General features: G+C 74.2%; 10 protein-coding genes. 7 read left to right on the plus strand and 3 right to left on the minus strand.

Translation table 11 applies throughout. The features are described from left to right. Positions 1-59: 59 nt before the first annotated feature. Together ACFWNV_RS00005 and ACFWNV_RS00010 are read right to left on the minus strand one after the other, a co-directional pair. Complete coding sequence (locus ACFWNV_RS00005) at positions 60-305, minus strand: antitoxin (RefSeq protein ID WP_267760959.1); 246 nt, start codon at positions 303-305, stop codon at positions 60-62. A 22-nt stretch (positions 306-327) separates the two neighbouring features. Beyond that, the gene (locus ACFWNV_RS00010) at positions 328-546 is read right to left on the minus strand and encodes a gliding motility protein (RefSeq protein WP_383937903.1); all 219 of its coding nucleotides are present in this window, start codon (positions 544-546) and stop codon (positions 328-330) included. 173 nt (positions 547-719) lie between these two features. Between ACFWNV_RS00010 and miaA the strand changes: the two genes are divergently transcribed. The 6 genes from miaA (at position 720) to hflX (ending at position 8,830) form a co-directional block, all read left to right on the plus strand. Beyond that, on the plus strand, positions 720-1,658 hold the full coding sequence (gene miaA / locus ACFWNV_RS00015; RefSeq protein ID WP_383937906.1) for a tRNA (adenosine(37)-N6)-dimethylallyltransferase MiaA: 939 nt from the start codon (positions 720-722) through the stop codon (positions 1,656-1,658). A gap of 132 nt (positions 1,659-1,790) precedes the next feature. Further along, positions 1,791-2,375 (plus strand): hypothetical protein, encoded by a 585-nt coding sequence (locus ACFWNV_RS00020; RefSeq protein WP_383938382.1) that lies wholly within the window; start codon positions 1,791-1,793, stop codon positions 2,373-2,375. A 46-nt stretch (positions 2,376-2,421) separates the two neighbouring features. After that, complete coding sequence (gene dapF, locus ACFWNV_RS00025) at positions 2,422-3,297, plus strand: diaminopimelate epimerase (RefSeq protein ID WP_383937910.1); 876 nt, start codon at positions 2,422-2,424, stop codon at positions 3,295-3,297. 140 nt (positions 3,298-3,437) lie between these two features. Further along, complete coding sequence (locus tag ACFWNV_RS00030; RefSeq protein WP_383937913.1) at positions 3,438-5,537, plus strand: RelA/SpoT family protein; 2,100 nt, start codon at positions 3,438-3,440, stop codon at positions 5,535-5,537. Between the two features lie 134 nt (positions 5,538-5,671). Continuing rightward, positions 5,672-7,120: a M1 family metallopeptidase gene (locus ACFWNV_RS00035; protein ID WP_383937916.1), complete on the plus strand. Its 1,449-nt coding sequence runs from the start codon at positions 5,672-5,674 to the stop codon at positions 7,118-7,120. A 201-nt stretch (positions 7,121-7,321) separates the two neighbouring features. Next, positions 7,322-8,830: a GTPase HflX gene (gene hflX / locus ACFWNV_RS00040; protein ID WP_383937919.1), complete on the plus strand. Its 1,509-nt coding sequence runs from the start codon at positions 7,322-7,324 to the stop codon at positions 8,828-8,830. A 78-nt stretch (positions 8,831-8,908) separates the two neighbouring features. Here hflX and ACFWNV_RS00045 read toward each other — a convergent pair whose 3' ends face one another. Then, positions 8,909-10,078, minus strand: a complete 1,170-nt coding sequence (locus tag ACFWNV_RS00045; protein ID WP_383937922.1) for a hypothetical protein — start codon at positions 10,076-10,078, stop codon at positions 8,909-8,911. Between the two features lie 476 nt (positions 10,079-10,554). On the opposite strand from ACFWNV_RS00045, the gene ACFWNV_RS00050 reads away from it, so the two are divergent. Further along, on the plus strand, positions 10,555-11,871 hold the full coding sequence (locus tag ACFWNV_RS00050; RefSeq protein WP_383938385.1) for a diaminobutyrate--2-oxoglutarate transaminase family protein: 1,317 nt from the start codon (positions 10,555-10,557) through the stop codon (positions 11,869-11,871). Positions 11,872-16,548 lie beyond the last annotated feature (4,677 nt).

The following is a 16,548-nucleotide window of genomic DNA, read 5'->3' on the forward strand; positions in this document are numbered from 1 at the left end:
GCACCGAGTGGTGCCGCGCCCCTTCTGCAAGGCCGGGGAGTCCGGGGTCCGGGACCGCGTCAGGAAGCGGCCGGCGGCGTCGGCCCGCCGGGCGCGTCCTTGTGCGCGATCTTGCCCAGAGCGTCCTTCGCCTTGTCCGCGCCGCTAGAGATCTGGCCGCTGTACTTGCCCTTGGTCTTGGAGTCGACGGCCTTGGCCACCTTCTCCAGATTCTGGGAGATCTTGCCCTCGTGCTGTGCAGCGAGGTCGCCGACCTTGTCCTTGGCGGGCGCGAGCTTGGCCTTCAGATTGTCCAGCAGGCCCATGGGTCACCTTCCAATAGCGAGGCTACGTACGGGCACCCTCTGCGGCCTCGGTGTCCGCGGTGGTCTCCGCCGACTGCTGCTTCGGGATCTCGACGGCTTCCACCGCCGCGCTCTCCTCCGCCACAGCCTGCTCGGTCCCGGCCTCGTCGGCCGTCGCGGACTCCACCGTCAGATCCGCGGAAACGGCCTCTTCGGTCGTCGCCTGGGTCTTGCGGCCGAGAAGCCGGTCCAAAATGCCCATGTCTACTCCTATAACGTTACTCGTGTGAGTGAAGTTCCGCCGTGGGCGGGCCGCCGTACGGCAGGCGCGCGCCCGCCGGAACCCCGCCAGGGCAACGACCCCGAAGCAGCCACGTCACGTAGCTCGATCGGGTACATGGCAGCGCCTTGACGAGGGGCTGCGAGACTGGTGCGGTGAGGAAAGCAGCCCCCGCCCCGCGGGTCATCGCCGTCGTAGGACCCACCGCGGCCGGAAAGTCCGATCTGGGCGTAGCCCTGGCCCGTCATTTCGACGGCGAAGTCGTCAACGCCGACTCGATGCAGCTGTACCGGGGGATGGACATCGGTACCGCCAAACTGACGACCGAGGAGCGCGGAGGGGTTCCGCACCACCTCCTCGACATCTGGGACGTCACCGAGACGGCGAGCGTCGCCGAGTACCAGCGCCTCGCCCGCGCCGAGATCGACAAGCTGCTCGCCCAGGGCCGTACGCCGGTCCTCGTCGGCGGTTCCGGGCTCTACGTGCGCGGCGCGCTCGACGCCATGGAGTTCCCCGGCACCGACCCCGAGGTCCGGGCCCGGCTGGAGGCCGAGGTCACCCTGCGCGGCCCCGGCGCCCTGCACGCCCGCCTCGCCGCCGCCGACCCGGCCGCCGCGCAGGCCATCCTGCCCAGCAACGGCCGCCGCATCGTGCGCGCGCTGGAGGTCATCGAGATCACCGGGCGCCCGTTCACCGCGAACCTGCCCGGCCACGAGTCCGTCTACGACACGGTCCAGATCGGCGTGGACGTGGCCCGGCCCGAGCTCGACGAGCGGATCGCGCTGCGCGTGGACCGGATGTGGGAGGACGGGCTGGTGGACGAGGTCCGCACGCTGGAGGCCGCGGGCCTGCGGGGCGGAATCACCGCCTCCAGAGCGCTCGGCTACCAGCAGGTGCTGGCCGCCCTCGCCGGGGAGTGCACGGAGGAGGAGGCACGCGCCGAGACGGTCCGCGCCACCAAGCGGTTCGCCCGCCGCCAGGACTCCTGGTTCCGCCGCGACCCGAGGGTGCACTGGCTCAGCGGGGCGGCCGAGGACCGCGGGGAACTCGCCGGACTCGCGCAGTCGTTGGTCGAACGAGCGGTCACAGCCTGATCACGTGATGGCATCGGGACGCCCCGCACGCCCGTCCGGGGCCTGACGGCGTGCCATCATCAAACTTCCGCCGGTGCCGTCACCGGCGGTGAACGGCGGCGTACGAAGTCCAAGTGGGGAGGGCGCGTGGCGATGGAGGCCGGCCCTCGTGACACCGGTCGGGACGACACCCGACGGGAAACGGACCCGACGCTTCACCAGGCCCTCGCGGACGGCGACGGCCTGCCCGGCGGAGCGATGCCGACCGCCGACGTACTCGCCGAGGCCCTCGCCCTGCCCGCGGACGCAGACGGCCTCGGACTGCCCGCGGATCCCGCGCGGCTGAGCCCCGACGGCCCGGACGCGCCGGACTCCGCCGAGGCGGAGGCCGCCGCCGCCCCCGCGTTCGAGGTGGAACTGCGCCCGCAGCGCCGCCTCAGGCTGTGGCAGATCGCCCCCATCGTCATGCTGGCCGCGGCCGGATCCCTGATGTTCGCCTTCCCGCTCGCCTTCGAGTTCGGCGACGGCGGAGCGGTCGTCGCCATGCTCGGATTCCTCATCAGCTGCTGCGCGGGCGGCTGGGGCATGATGGCCGCCCGCCGCGTGGGCTACGCCCTGCCGGGGCTCCCGGCCCGCGGCTCGGGGCAGCGCCCCGACTGGCGCCTCGCCCTGCTGTACGCGCTGGTCGCCCTGGGTGTCGTGGCGCTCGCGGTGTACCGGGTGGCCCGGCTCCGCTAACGGAGCGGCCCGGCTCCGTCCGTCCGCGGCTCGGTACCATGGCCGGGTGACGCAGACCAGCCTTTCCTTCCTCAAGGGCCACGGCACCGAGAACGACTTCGTGATCGTCCCGGACCCCGACAACGCCATCGAGCTGCCGGCCTCCGCCGTCGCCCGGCTGTGCGACCGGCGGGCCGGGATCGGCGCGGACGGCGTGCTGCACGTCGTGCGCTCCGCCGCGCACCCCGAGGCGGCGCACCTGGCCGGCGAGGCCGAGTGGTTCATGGACTACCGCAACAGCGACGGCTCCATCGCCGAGATGTGCGGCAACGGCGTCCGCGTCTTCGCCCGCTACCTCCAGCACGCCGGGCACGTGGAGCCGGGCGACCTGGCCGTCGCCACGCGCGGCGGAGTCAAGCGGGTGCACCTCGACAAGACCGGCGACGTGACCGTCTCCATGGGCCGCGCCGAACTGCCCGAGGGCGAGGTCACCGTCTCCGTCGGCGACCGCTCCTGGCCCGCGCGCAACGTCAACATGGGCAATCCGCACGCGGTGGCCTTCGTCGACAGCCTGGACGACGCCGGGAACCTGCTGGACGCGCCCCCCTACAGCCCGGCCTCCGCCTACCCGACGGGCGTCAACGTCGAGTTCGTCGTCGACCGCGGCCCCCGGCACGTCGCCATGCGCGTCCACGAGCGCGGCTCCGGCGAGACCCGCTCCTGCGGCACCGGCGCCTGCGCGGTCGCCGTGGCGGCCATCCGCCGCGACGGCGCGGACCCGGCCGTCACCGGCGAGAGCGTCGCGTACACCGTCGATCTGCCCGGCGGCACCCTGGTCATCGCCGAGCACCCCGACGGGCGGATCGAGATGACCGGACCCGCCGTGATCGTGGCCGAGGGCGAGTTCGATCCCGCCTGGCTCACCGAAACGGCTTTCGTCTGAAGCTTCCCTCTAATGGGTGATCCGTTTCACGCTGAGCGAGAGGTGGACTGCGCCACGTGGTGGGGTCGGTAGCATCAGGCACCGGCCCTGCGGGCGCACCCCATGCCCACCACCGCCGGTCGAAGCCGTCGGAGGTGCCCATGAGTGCAGAGGCCACGAACCCCGAAGCACGTCCCGAAGCGCTGCCCGAACTTCGCAGACGCGGCCGGACCAGGCTTGACCTGCGACGACTCGGACGCGCTGCGCTGCTCGGGCCCACGCCCCGGGACCGGCTGCCGGACGCCATCGGTCATGTCGCCGAAGCGCACCGCGCCCATCACCCCGACGCGGACCTGTCGATCCTGCGCCGTGCGTACCTGCTCGCGGAGACCTCGCACCGCGGCCAGATGCGCAAGAGCGGTGAGCCGTACATCACACATCCGCTCGCGGTGACGCTCATCCTGGCCGAACTGGGGGCCGAAACCACGACCCTGACGGCCTCCCTCCTCCACGACACGGTCGAGGACACGGACGTGACCCTCGATCAGGTCCGCGAGGAGTTCGGCGCCGAGGTCTGCTTCATCGTCGACGGGGTCACCAAGGTCGAGAAGATCGACTACGGCGCCGCCGCCGAGCCCGAGACCTTCCGCAAGATGCTCGTCGCCACCGGCAACGACGTCCGCGTCATGTCCATCAAACTCGCCGACCGGCTGCACAACATGCGCACCCTCGGGGTGATGCGCCCCGAGAAACAGGCACGCATCGCCAAGGTCACCCGCGACGTGCTCATCCCGCTCGCCGAACGGCTCGGCGTGCAGGCACTGAAGACCGAGCTGGAAGACCTCGTCTTCGCGATCCTGCACCCCGAGGAGTACGAGCACACCCGCGCCCTCATCGCGGCCCACGCGGGCGAGCGCGACCCGCTGCCCGCCATCGCCGACTCGGTACGGGCCGTCCTGCGCGAAGCGGGCATCTCCGCCGAGGTGGTGGTGCGGCCCCGGCACTTCGTCTCCGTGCACCGGATCTCCCTCAAGCGCGGGGAGCTGCGCGGCTCCGACTTCGGCCGCCTGCTGGTCCTCGTGGGGGAGAACGCGGACTGTTATGCCGTCCTGGGGGAGCTGCACACCTGCTTCACCCCGGTCATCTCCGAGTTCAAGGACTTCATCGCCTCCCCGAAGTTCAACCTCTACCAGTCCCTGCACACCGCCTTCGCCACGCCCGAGGGGTACGTCGCCGAGGTCATCGTCCGGACCCGGCAGATGCACCGGGTCGCCGAGGCGGGCGTGGTGGCGCTGGGCAATCCGTACACGGGCCCGCCGGCGGCCGACCCGATCGCGGCGGCCGACTGCGAGGAGGAGCGGGTCGACCCGACCCGGCCCGGCTGGCTCTCGCGGCTGCTCGACTGGCAGCAGTCGGCGCCCGACCCCGACACCTTCTGGGACGTCCTGCGCTCGGAGCTGGCCCAGGACCGGGAGATCACCGTGTTCCGGGCCGACGGGGGTGCCCCCGGCACGATCAGCCTGCCGGCCGGCGCCAGCTGTATCGACGCCGCCTACGCGCAGTACGGCGAGGCGGCCCACGGCTGTATCGGCGCCCGGGTCAACGGGCGCCTGACCTCCCTGTCCTCCCGGCTCGCCGACGGGGACACCGTCCAGCTCCTGCTCGCGCAGGACGCCTCCTCGGGGCCCACCGCCGACTGGCTGGACCACGCCAAGACCCCGGCCGCCCGGATCGCCGTCAGCAGCTGGCTGGAGTCCCACCCCGACGGGGCCCGGCCCGCCGACGCCGCGCCCAGGGCGCCGCTGTCGGTGATCGGCCTCCGCAGCGGCGGGGGCAACGCCGTCGCCGACCTGCCCGACGCCACCGTGCGGCTCGCGGGATGCTGCACCCCGGTGCCGCCGGACGCCGTCGAGGGGTTCGTCGTACGCGGCGGGGCCGTCACCGTGCACCGGGTGCACTGCGCGACCGTGGCCCAGATGCGGGCGGTGGGGCGGACCCCCGTCGCCGTGCACTGGCGGGCGACCGCGGACTGCCGGGTCACCCTGCTCGCCGAATCGTTCGGCCGCCCCCACCTGCTGGCCGATCTGACCGAGGCCATCGCCCGCGAGGGGGTCGAAGTGGTCTCCGCGACCGTGGAGCCGCCGGTCGAACAGCGGGTCCGGCACAGCTACACCCTGCAACTGCCCGACGCGACGGGCCTGCCGGCCCTGATGCGGGCCATGCGGGACGTACCGGGGGTCTACGACGTCAGCCGGGCGTAGGACGGTCCCTGGGGAACCGGGGCCCGCCTCCGCGCCCCCGCTTCCCCAGGGAAACCGGCCCGCCCTACCCCTTTCGGGTGGCCCCGTCGCGCGCCGTTCGCGGGCGCGTGCCGGGCGCTGATAAGCGGTGGGGGATGCAGCTCACCTCCCCGCGCCTGCGCGCCGCCCTGCTGGCCGCGGCCTCCCTCACCCTCGTCGCCGCCGTCGTGCCCCCGCCCAGGGCGCTCGGCATCGGCGACGTACTGTTCCCCGAGCTCGGCAACCCCGGGTACGACGTGCTCTCGTACGACCTGTCCTTCGCCTACAAGGACAACAACAGCCCCCTCGACGCGGTCACCGTCATCGACGCCCGCAGCCTCACCCGGCTCGACACCGTCAATCTCGACTTCACCCACGGGAAAGTGGCCTCCGCCGAGGTCAACGGAGAGCCGGCCGGCTTCGCGAGCGTCGGCGAGGACCTCGTCCTGACCCCCGCCCGGCCCGTGGAGCCGGACCTGCCCCTCCACATCACCGTCCGGCACACGAGCGACCCGCGCGGCCGCGGCGACGGCGGCTGGGTGGTCACCGACGACGGGCTGGCCATGGCGAACCAGGCCGACGCCGCCCACCGGGTCTTCCCGTGCAACGACCACCCCGCCGACAAGGCGTACTTCACCTTCCGGGTGAGCACCCCGGCCGGACTGACGGCCGTGGCCAACGGGGTGCCGGGGGCGCTGCCCGCCCGCCGGGCCGGCGCCGCCACCACGTGGACGTACCGGACGCTGCACCCGATGGCCACCGAACTCGCCCAGGTCTCGATCGGCGACTCGGCCGTGATCCACCGCACCGGCCCGCACGGGCTGCCGCTGCGCGACGTGGTCCCCGCGGCGGACCGGGAGCGGCTGGAGCCCTGGCTGAAGAAGACCGCCGCGCACGTCGAGTGGATGGAGGCACGGGTCGGCCGCTACCCCTTCGAGAACTACGGCGTGCTGATCGCGAAGGCCCGTACCGGCTTCGAGCTGGAGACGCAGACCCTCTCGCTGTTCGAGAGCGCGCTGTTCGCGGGCGGCGGCGGATACCCCGAGTGGTACGTCGAGTCCGTCATGGTCCACGAGCTGGCCCACCAGTGGTTCGGCGACAGCGTGAGCCCGCGCACCTGGTCCGACCTGTGGCTCAACGAGGGCCACGCCACCTGGTACGAAGCCCTGTACGCGGACGGCCTCGGAAAGTACTCCCTGGAGCGGCGGATGCGCGAGGCGTACCAGCGCTCCGACCAGTGGAGGGCGGCCGGCGGCCCCCCGGCCGCGCCCAAGCCGGCCGCCCCGGGCGAGAAGATCGGGCTGTTCCGGCCGGCGGTCTACGACGGGGCCGCGCTGATCCTGTACGCGCTGCGCCAGGAGATCGGGGTCAAGGCCTTCGACCGGGTGGAGCGGCGCTGGGTGGGGGAGCACCGGGACGCGATCGCGGGTACGGCGGACTTCGTACGGCTGGCCTCGCAGGAGGCGGGCCGGGACCTGGGACCGTTCCTGGAGCCGTGGCTGTACGGGAAGAAGACCCCCGCCATGCCGGGGCACCCGGAGTGGAGCGCCCCGAAAAGCGTGTGACGCCCGTGGAACGGGCATGCCACCATCGACGAGGCCGCCGCGCCGGCGCCGGGCACCACCGGGGAACCTCCGCAGTCCGGGGGAATCCCGGGGGAGTGTCACACGTTGGACGTGACAGTGTTATGTCACGCGCGGGAGTAGCTTTGGCCTTGGCTCCGCTTCGCCTGACGCGGACGCATTCGAAAACGACGTAAGGATCCAATGACCTCCTCTTCTTCCCCTTCCCAGGACGCGCGGGACGACGCACAGGGTGCGCCGGATCCGCAGAGCTTCACCGAGAGCCTTCGGGCCGACGCCCTGATGGAAGAGGACGTCGCCTGGAGCCACAAGATCGACGGAGACAGGGACGGCGCCCAGTACGAGCGCTCGGAGCGCGCGGCCCTGCGCCGCGTGGCCGGCCTCTCCACCGAGCTCGAAGACGTCACCGAGGTCGAATACCGCCAGCTCCGCCTGGAGCGGGTCGTCCTCGTCGGCGTGTGGACCTCCGGCACGGTGCAGGACGCGGACAACTCCCTCGCGGAGCTCGCCGCCCTCGCCGAGACCGCGGGCGCGCTCGTACTCGACGGAGTGATCCAGCGCCGCGACAAGCCCGACCCGGCCACCTTCATCGGTTCCGGCAAGGCGCGCGAGCTGCGCGACATCGTGATGGAGAGCGGCGCCGACACCGTCGTCTGCGACGGTGAGCTCAGCCCCGGCCAGCTCATCGCCCTCGAAGACGTCGTCAAGGTGAAGGTGGTCGACCGGACCGCGCTCATCCTCGACATCTTCGCCCAGCACGCCAAGTCCCGAGAGGGTAAGGCGCAGGTCGCACTCGCGCAGATGCAGTACATGCTGCCGCGACTGCGCGGCTGGGGCGCCTCGCTCTCCCGGCAGATGGGTGGCGGCGGCGGTGGCGGCATGGCCACGCGCGGTCCCGGTGAGACCAAGATCGAGACCGACCGGCGCCGGATCCGCGAGAAGATGGCGAAGATGCGCCGGGAGATCGCGGAGATGAAGACCGGCCGCGACATCAAGCGGCAGGAACGGCGCCGCAACAAGGTGCCCTCGGTCGCCATCGCCGGATACACCAACGCCGGCAAGTCCTCGCTGCTCAACCGCCTCACGGGCGCGGGCGTCCTGGTGGAGAACTCCCTGTTCGCCACCCTCGACCCGACCGTGCGCCGGGCCGAGACCCCGTCCGGCCGCATCTACACCCTGGCCGACACGGTCGGCTTCGTCCGGCACCTGCCGCACCACCTCGTCGAGGCGTTCCGCTCCACGATGGAGGAGGTCGGCGACTCCGACCTCATCCTGCACATCGTGGACGGCTCGCACCCGGCGCCGGAGGAGCAGCTGGCGGCGGTCCGCGAGGTCATCCGCGAGGTCGGCGCCGTCAAGGTGCCCGAGATCGTGGTGATCAACAAGGCGGACGCGGCCGACCCGCTGGTGCTCCAGCGCCTGCTGCGCATCGAGAAGCGCTCCATCGCCGTCTCGGCGCGCACGGGACAGGGCATCGAGGAACTCCTCGCGCTCATCGACGCCGAGCTGCCGCGGCCGGCGATCGAGATCGAGGCCGTCGTGCCCTACACGCGCGGCGGGCTCGTCGCCCGGGCGCACGCCGAGGGCGAGGTGATCTCCGAGGAGCACATCGAGGAGGGCACCCTGCTCAAGGCGCGGGTACACGCCGAACTGGCGTCGGAGTTCGCTCCGTACGTGCTCGCGAAGCACTGACGCACGCGTACCGGATGAACGACCGAGGGCCCCCGCAGCAGCGGGGGCCCTCGGTCGTGTGGTGGTGCGCCGATACGGCTACTTGAACTTGCCGCTCACCGCGTCGAAGACGCCCTTCGCCTCCGGACCCAGCCGGGGCCCGGCCAGCCAGCCCGCCTTGGCGGGGCCGATGGAGGTGTTCGACACCAGCGCGGGCTTGCCGTCGGCGCCCGCGGCGACCCAGCCGCCGCCCGAGGAACCGCCGGTCATCGTGCAGCCGATGCGGTACATCGTCGGGTCGGTCGCGTTCAGCGACAGCCGGCCCGGCTTGTCGGCACACTGGAAGGTCTTCTGGCCGTCGAACGGAGCCGCCGCCGGATAGCCGGTGGCCGTCATCTTCGTGATCTTGGGCGCGGCCGGGGCGTTGAACTCCACCGGGAGCGCCGTACCGACCGTCTCCTCCAGCGACTTGCCGCCACCCTTCTCCGGGGTCACGTGCAGCACCGCGAAGTCGTACGGGGCACCCGCGCCGCCGGTCGGGCCGCCGGTCGCGATCCACTGGTCGGAGGTCTGCGCCCAGTCGCTCCACCACACGCCGTACGGGGCCACTTCCTCGCGCGGCGCACCCTTGAGCGCGGCCGCGGTCTTGCCGCTGTTGTTGTACGACGGGACGAAGGCGATGTTGCGGTACCAGCCGCCGGCCTTGCCCGCGTGCACGCAGTGGCCGGCCGTCCAGACCATGTTGGACTTGCCGGGGTGCGCCGGGTCCTTGACCACGGTCGCCGAGCAGACCATCGATCCCTCGGGCCCGTCGAAGAAGACCTTGCCGGAGGCGGGGACGCTCTGGTGGTAGGGAGGAGTCGCGGCCTTGGCGGCCACCGGAGCCGGGGTCGGGTCGGTGACGCCCTGGTCCTTGCCCGCATCGGGGTCGACGGCGGGGGGCTGCGGCGTCTTGGAGGCATCGCGCATCCGGTCCGGGTCCCAGAGGTCCTCGATGATCGGGTTGATGTAGTCGCCCGCCTCGCGGAGCCAGTCCTCCTTCTTCCAGTTCTTCCACTCACCCCCCTTCCACTTCTCCAGGTCTATGCCGTGCTCCTTGAGCTTGTCCTTGAGCCCGTCCGGGATCTTCACCCCGTCGAGGCTGGTGGGCAGGCTCGCCGCCACGGTCGGCTTGGCGTCGGTCTCACCGTCGCCGGGCCCGCACGCCGCGGCGGTCAGGGCGAGCGCGGCCGAGCACAGGATCGCGGTGACCGGTCGGATCGGTCGCATGTCGTGAATCCCCCTGGATGGTTCTTGGTTCGGGACGGTGCCCGGTTCGGGACGGCCCCTGGTTCGGGACGGTGCCTGGGTAGGCGGGCGCCTGGGTTGCAGCACCCCACTATGCCGCTGTCGTGGGGGACGGCACAGCCCGGGGCACCGGTTCCCCGCGGGCCGGAAAGGGTTCGCGGGACGCCGTAACGCGGGTGCGGGACGCCGTAACCCGCACGCGGGGCGTCGTACCTCGGGCGCGGGACGCCGCAACCCGGGCCGGACAAGGATCTTGGGCCCACCCGTGATCCGCCGCCGCCACCGTCGTTGGTACGTACGGGGGATGGGGGAGCAGCGTGGGTGTTCGAAGCGCACCCCGGAAGGGCAACCGTGCGGGAGGAGCGACACTCGTGCCTTTGACGGCTTGGACGGGCGAGCAGGCCACGGCAGGGGAGCAGGTCCCGGCGCAGGCGGACCGGGCCGCGGAGACAGGGCAGTTGGCGGGGGCGGGGGCATTGCTCGGCGCGGCCGCGGGCGAGGGGATCCTGCGCAGGCAGGCGCAACGGGAGTCCGCGGCACGGACGTACGCGCGCTCCCTGCCCATCGTGCCCGTGCGCGCAAGGGGGTTGACCATCGAGGGCGCGGACGGGCGCCGCTACCTCGACTGCCTCTCCGGTGCCGGAACCCTCGCGCTGGGCCACAACCACCCGGTGGTGCTCGAAGCCATCCGCGGAGTCCTCGACTCGGGGGCCCCGCTGCACGTGCTGGACCTCGCGACCCCGGTCAAGGACGCCTTCACCACCGAGCTGTTCGCCAACCTGCCGGCGGAACTGGCCGCGGACGCCCGCATCCAGTTCTGCGGACCGGCCGGAACGGACGCGGTGGAGGCCGCGCTCACCCTGGTCCGCACCGCGACCGGCCGGTCGGGGATGCTCGCCTTCACGGGCGCCTACCACGGCATGACGGCGGGAGCGCTGGCCGTCTCCGGCGGGGCCGCGGACGTACGGGTGACCCGGCTGCCGTATCCGCAGGACCGCAACTGCCCGTTCGGCGTCGGCGGGGCCGAGGGGGCGGAGCTGTCGGCCCGATGGACGCGGAGCCTCCTGGACGACCCCAAGAGCGGGGTGCCCGCGCCCGCCGGGATGATCGTCGAACCCGTCCAGGGAGAGGGCGGGGTCCACCCCGCCCCCGACGCCTGGCTGCGCAGGATGCGGGAGATCACGGCGGCGCGGGGGATCCCGCTGATCGCCGACGAGGTCCAGACGGGGGTCGGGCGCACCGGTGCCTTCTGGGGGGTCGACCACGCGGGGGTCGTCCCCGACGTCATGGTGCTCTCCAAAGCCATCGGGGGCAGCCTGCCGCTCGCGGTCATCGTGTACCGGGCGGAGCTGGACCAGTGGGCCCCCGGCGCCCACGCCGGCACCTTCCGCGGCAACCAGCTCGCCATGGCGGCGGGCACCGCGACGCTGGCCTACGTCCGGGAGAACGGCCTCGCGGAGCGCGCGCGGACCCTGGGCGCGCACATGCTGGCCGCCCTGCGCGGCCTGATCCCGTCGCACCCGTGCGTGGCGGACGTACGGGGCCGCGGGCTGATGATCGGCGTCGAACTGGCCGACCCCGAGACCGGGGAGGCCTCGCCCGCGGTGGCCGTGGCCGTCCGCCAGGCCTGTCTGGACCGCGGCCTGATCGTCGAACTCGGCGGCCGCCACTCCAGCGTCGTGCGCCTCCTCCCCCCTCTCACCCTGACCGACGAACAGGCCGCGGCCGTCCTCGACCGCCTCGCCGACGCCCTCACCGCCGCCACCCGCCGCTAAGGACCCCCATGCCCGACCCCCTCCACCCGACCTCCCCACCACCTGGCACCCCGGCCCCGGCCCAACCCCCCACCACCCCGACTTCCCCCCTCCCACCAACCGCCCCCACGCCACCACCCCCCGCCGGCCCGCCCCCCACGCGGACCTCGCCAGGCCCCCCGTCTTCGGCCCCGCCGACGGCCGCGCCCACGGCGCTACCGCCCGGCGGCCCGACGCCGACGTCGCCAGGCACCATGGCCTCGGCCCTTCCGACGGCCGTGTCCACGGCGCTGCCGCCCGTCGGCCCGACGCCGACGCCGACCTCGTCAGGCACCCCGGCTTCCCCCTTCTCAGCGACCGCCCCCACGGTGCTGCCGCCCGGCGGCCTGACGCCGACGTCGCCAGGCACCCCGGCTTCGGCCTTTCCGACGGCCGTGTCCACGGCGCTGCCGCCCGGCGGCCTGACGCCGACGTCGCCAGGCACCATGGCCTCGGCCCTTCCGACGGCTGCGCCCACGGCGCTGCCGTCCCGCGGGCCGGTCGCGGCCCACCCGACGGACCCGCCCCGGTCCGACACCTCGGTCGCTGCCCTCTCGCCTACCGCACCCTCGTCCGGTGCCTCGGACCCGGCTCTCCCGTCGCACGTGCCGACGGCGCTGCGACCCGGCACCCCGAGCGCGGCCCTCTCGACGCCGCCGCCCCCGCCCGGCACCTCGGACTCGACCCTCCCACCAGCCGTGTCCGCAGTGCTGCGGCCCGGCGCCCCGGGCTCGGCCCTCTCGACGCCCCCGCCACCGCCCGGCACCTCGAGCCCTTTCCTCCCGTCGGACTCGCCCACGGTGCTGCCGCCCGACGCCTCGGGTGCTGCCCTTCCGTCGGCGGGCCCCACGGTGTCGCGGCCCGGCACCTCGGGCTCGGCCCTTCCGGCGGCTCCGCCCCCGTCCGGCACCTCGGACGCGGCCCTCCCGCCGGACGTGTCGACGGTGCTGCCGTCCGGCGCCTCGGGGCCGGCTCTCCCGGCGGCGGTCCCTACGGTGTTGCGGCCCGGCGCCCCGACCGCGGGCTTCCCGCCTACCTCGCCCCCGGCCGGCACCTTGGGCTCGGCCCTTCCGTCGGACGTGCCGACGGTGCCGCCGTCCGGCGCCTCGGGGCCTGCCCTCCCGGCCGTGGTCCCCACGGTGCCGCCGTCCGGCGCCTTGGGGCCTGCCCTCCCGGCCGTGGTCCCCACGGTGCCGCCGTCCGGCGCCTTGGGCTCGGTCCTGACGGTGACTCCGCCCCTGTCCGGCACCTCGGACTCGGCCCTCCCGCCGGCCATGCCCACAGGGGTGCGGCCCGGCGCCCCGGGCTCAGCCCACTCGACGTCCCTGGCCCCGTTCGGCAACTCGACCCCTTCCCTCCCGTCGGACGTGCCCGCGGTGCTGCCGTCCGGCGCCCCGACCGCGGCCCTCCCGCCTACCCCGCCCCCGTCCGGAACCTCGGACTCGGCCCACCCGCCGGACATGCCGACGGTGCTGCCGTCCGGCGCCACAGGGCCTGCCGTCCCGGCGGTGGTCCCCACGGTGTTGCGGCCCGGTGCCCCGGGCTCGGCCCTTTCGCCGCCGCCCCTGTCCGGCACCTCGGGCTCGGCCCTCCCGCCGGCCGTGACTCTGCCCGGTGCCTCGGACTCCGCGCTCTCGTCGGACGTGCCGACGGTGCTGTCGTCCGGCGACCTGGGTGCTGCTCTCCCGGGGGCGGTCCCCACGGTGTTGCGGGCCGGCGCCCCGAGCACGGCCCTCCCATCGGACCCGCCGACGTCGATGCCGTCCGGCGCGGCGGGCCCCGCTCTCCCGCCGACGTCGCCACTCCCCGGCGCCTCGGGCCCGGGCCTCCCGCCGGCCACTCCCACGGTGCCGGCACCCGGCAGCCTGGGCCAAGCCCTCCTGGCAGCACCCCCCACGCTGCTGAGGCCCGGTGCCTCGGATCCCGGCGTTCCCCCGGTCCCGCCGCATTGCGCCCCGGACTCCGCGCTTCCGGCGGCGGCAGCCGCGGTGCCGCCGTCCGGCGGCTTGGACCCCACCCTCCTGTCGCAGACCCCGACGGTGCCGTCGCCCGGGGCCTTGGGCGCCACCCCTACTGCGGTCCCGCCGCCTGGTTTGGACTCCGCCCTCTCTTCTGCGGCCCCCAAGGCGCCGCCGCCGGGCGCTTCGGGCCTTACTCACGGGTCGGCCCCGTCCACGGTGCAGTCGGTCCTGCACCCCGATGCGCTGGACCCCGACCTCCCGTCGTTGACTCCGACGGCGCCGCCCCCAGGCGCCGTGGGTCCCACCGTCCCTGCGGTCCCGTCGCCCAGCGGCTTGGACTCCCCCCTCGCGGCGGGGCTCCCGGCGGTGCCGCCGCCCGGCGGCCCGGGTCTCACTCACTCATCGGCCCCGTCCCCGTCCGCCGTGTCGACGGTGCTGCCGCCCGCTGCGGGGGACCGCACCCTCCCGCCGGCGCCCCCCACTGTGCTGCCGCAGGGCACCTCGGGTGCTGACCTCCCGTCGGCGTCGTGCACGGTGTCGCAGCCCGGAGCTCTGGACACCAGCCTTCCTCCGACCACGCTCACGCTGCCGTCGGCCTCGCCCGTCGCCCCCACGGGGTCCACCCTCCCGCCGCCCGCCTCCGTGCAGCCACGTGTCAACCCCCCACAGCCGCCACAGAATCCAACCGCTGCCACCGCATCGCCCCCGGCTCCGCTCGGCTCCCCACACGCTCGGGCCACCGCTGAGACCGGGCCCCCTCCGCTCGACACTTCGCCGGGGTCCTCCAACCCGCCGTCGGTACTCGCCAGTCCGCTACGGTCCCCGCTTGCTCCGACCGAGTCCGCGCCGCCCGTGCCGATGCCCGTCGAACCATGGGTGTTTCCCGCCCTCCGGGTTCCCCCCGCGTCGGGAGCCTCCGGTCCGCTGTGGCCCCCATGCACTCCGGCCGACCTCACACCGCCGCCTATGCCGGCTGGTCCGATCGCGTCAGCGGACTCTCCGACTGCCCCCGCCCCTCCGCACACGGAGGCTTCTGATCGGCTGGGCGCACCGCTCCCCGCGCCCGCCGCCGCGGCCAATCCGACACGGTCGCCGCTTGCTTCCGTTGAGTCCGTCCCCCCGCCGCCGGATGGGTCGCCTGCCTCCGCGCCGACGCGGTCGACAGCTGCTGGTCGGCTGGGTTCGCCGCTGCCGTCGGAAGCTTCCGTGCGGTCGGCTTCGGCGGCCAGCGATCCGCCACGGCCTGTGCGCGCTCCGGCCGAACCCGCGCCCGTGTCACCGATGCCGATGCCGATGCCGGTGCATGCTGGTCCGCTCGCGTCATCGGATTCCTCGCCCGCCGCCGCGCTGCGGCAGCCGACGCCCGCCGTTCCATCGGCGATGCCGGCAGCGGCCCCGGTCACGCCACACGGCGCGGGGGGCGGTTCCGTGCCCTCTTCGGACGCCCCGGGCTCGCCCTCCGCCCCCGGGTACGGGCACACGCCCTCCACGCCCCTCCCCGTCGACTCCTCACCATGGCCCTCTCCGGAGGCGGCCGGGCCCCGCTCAGCGGGGTCAGCCGCTTCTCCCGCAGGGCCGCCCACGGTCGGGGCGCCCCCAGGGGCTGAGAAGGGTTCGGCTGCTGCGATCGGGCACTGGCCTTCGCTGCTAGCTACCGCCCCCACAGGGCTCCTACAGCCATCCCCGGCCCCCGCCCCCGGGGCCCCGTCCGTCGCCGAGAGCGTGCCGGCGCCGGCTCCAGTAGACCCAGCCGGGCCTACACCACCATCGGCCCCGACCCTAGGATCCGCGCCCATGCCGCCGTCGACCCCGACCCTGGGATCCACCCCTACGCCGCCGTCCGGCCCGACCCCCGGAGCCGGCCCGACCCCCGGAGCCGGCCCGACCCCCGGAGCCGGACTGACGCCGCCTCCGGATGGCCGCCCCTCACCGTCCCCGACGGCCTCCGCCGGGAGCCCGCAGCAGCCCCGGCTGGCGGGCCCTTCCGGTACCGAGCCCACTGCTCCCAGTCCGAGCCCGGCCCAGACCTCCCCAGCGGCCCCAACCTCGTCGGCCCAGGCCCCGGCCCCGGCCCAGGCCCCGGCCCCAGCCGCAGCCCCGGCCCCAGCCTCGACGGCCCCGGCCCCGGACCCGGCCCCGGCCCCGGTCCCGGTCCAGGCCTCCCCGGGGGCCCCGCCTGCCGGGCAGCCCCCAGTCGGCACCGCCTCGGCTGCCTCGGGACGCCCTACCCCCTCCCTCTCCTCGGACGGCAAGCCGGCCCCGTCACCTTCGGCTGCTACGACTCGACTTGAGTCGCCCGCCGCGCCCGCGGCCCCGGTCAGCGAGCCTCTGCCCGCCGCCCTCGCATGGCAGCCGCCGCCTGCTTCAGCGGAACGTTCTTCCCCGCCCGCCACGGATCTGGCTGTACCCGCTGGATCCTCGCCCGCCCCCACCGCGTGGCCGCCTCTGCCCTCTGCGGCGGACCTTTCCCCTCAGCCTTCCGCCGATCCGGCCGTGGCCAGTGTGGCGACGCGTCCTCCTACTGCGTGGCCGCCGTTGCTCGGCGCTGTGGACAGCTCCCCTCAGCCTTCCGCCGATCCGGCCGTGGCCGATGGGCCGATGCGTCCTCCTGCTGCGTGGCCGCCGTTGCTCGGTGCTGCGGACGGCTCCCCTCAGCCTTCCGTCGATCCGGCCGTGGCCGATGGGTCGACGCGTCCTC

Source organism: Streptomyces sp. NPDC058401, assembly GCF_042722885.1.
GTDB lineage: Bacteria > Actinomycetota > Actinomycetes > Streptomycetales > Streptomycetaceae > Streptomyces.

What these genes read in the sequence shown, in the direction of transcription:
- ACFWNV_RS00005 (WP_267760959.1), bottom strand. Translation starts at nt 305, where the DNA reads ATGGGCCTGCTGGACAATCTGAAGGCCAAGCTCGCGCCCGCCAAGGAC.
- ACFWNV_RS00010 (WP_383937903.1), bottom strand. Translation starts at nt 546, where the DNA reads ATGGGCATTTTGGACCGGCTTCTCGGCCGCAAGACCCAGGCGACGACC.
- ACFWNV_RS00020 (WP_383938382.1), top strand. Translation starts at nt 1,791, where the DNA reads ATGGAGGCCGGCCCTCGTGACACCGGTCGGGACGACACCCGACGGGAA.
- ACFWNV_RS00030 (WP_383937913.1), top strand. Translation starts at nt 3,438, where the DNA reads ATGAGTGCAGAGGCCACGAACCCCGAAGCACGTCCCGAAGCGCTGCCC.
- ACFWNV_RS00035 (WP_383937916.1), top strand. Translation starts at nt 5,672, where the DNA reads ATGCAGCTCACCTCCCCGCGCCTGCGCGCCGCCCTGCTGGCCGCGGCC.
- hflX (WP_383937919.1), top strand. Translation starts at nt 7,322, where the DNA reads ATGACCTCCTCTTCTTCCCCTTCCCAGGACGCGCGGGACGACGCACAG.
- ACFWNV_RS00045 (WP_383937922.1), bottom strand. Translation starts at nt 10,078, where the DNA reads ATGCGACCGATCCGACCGGTCACCGCGATCCTGTGCTCGGCCGCGCTC.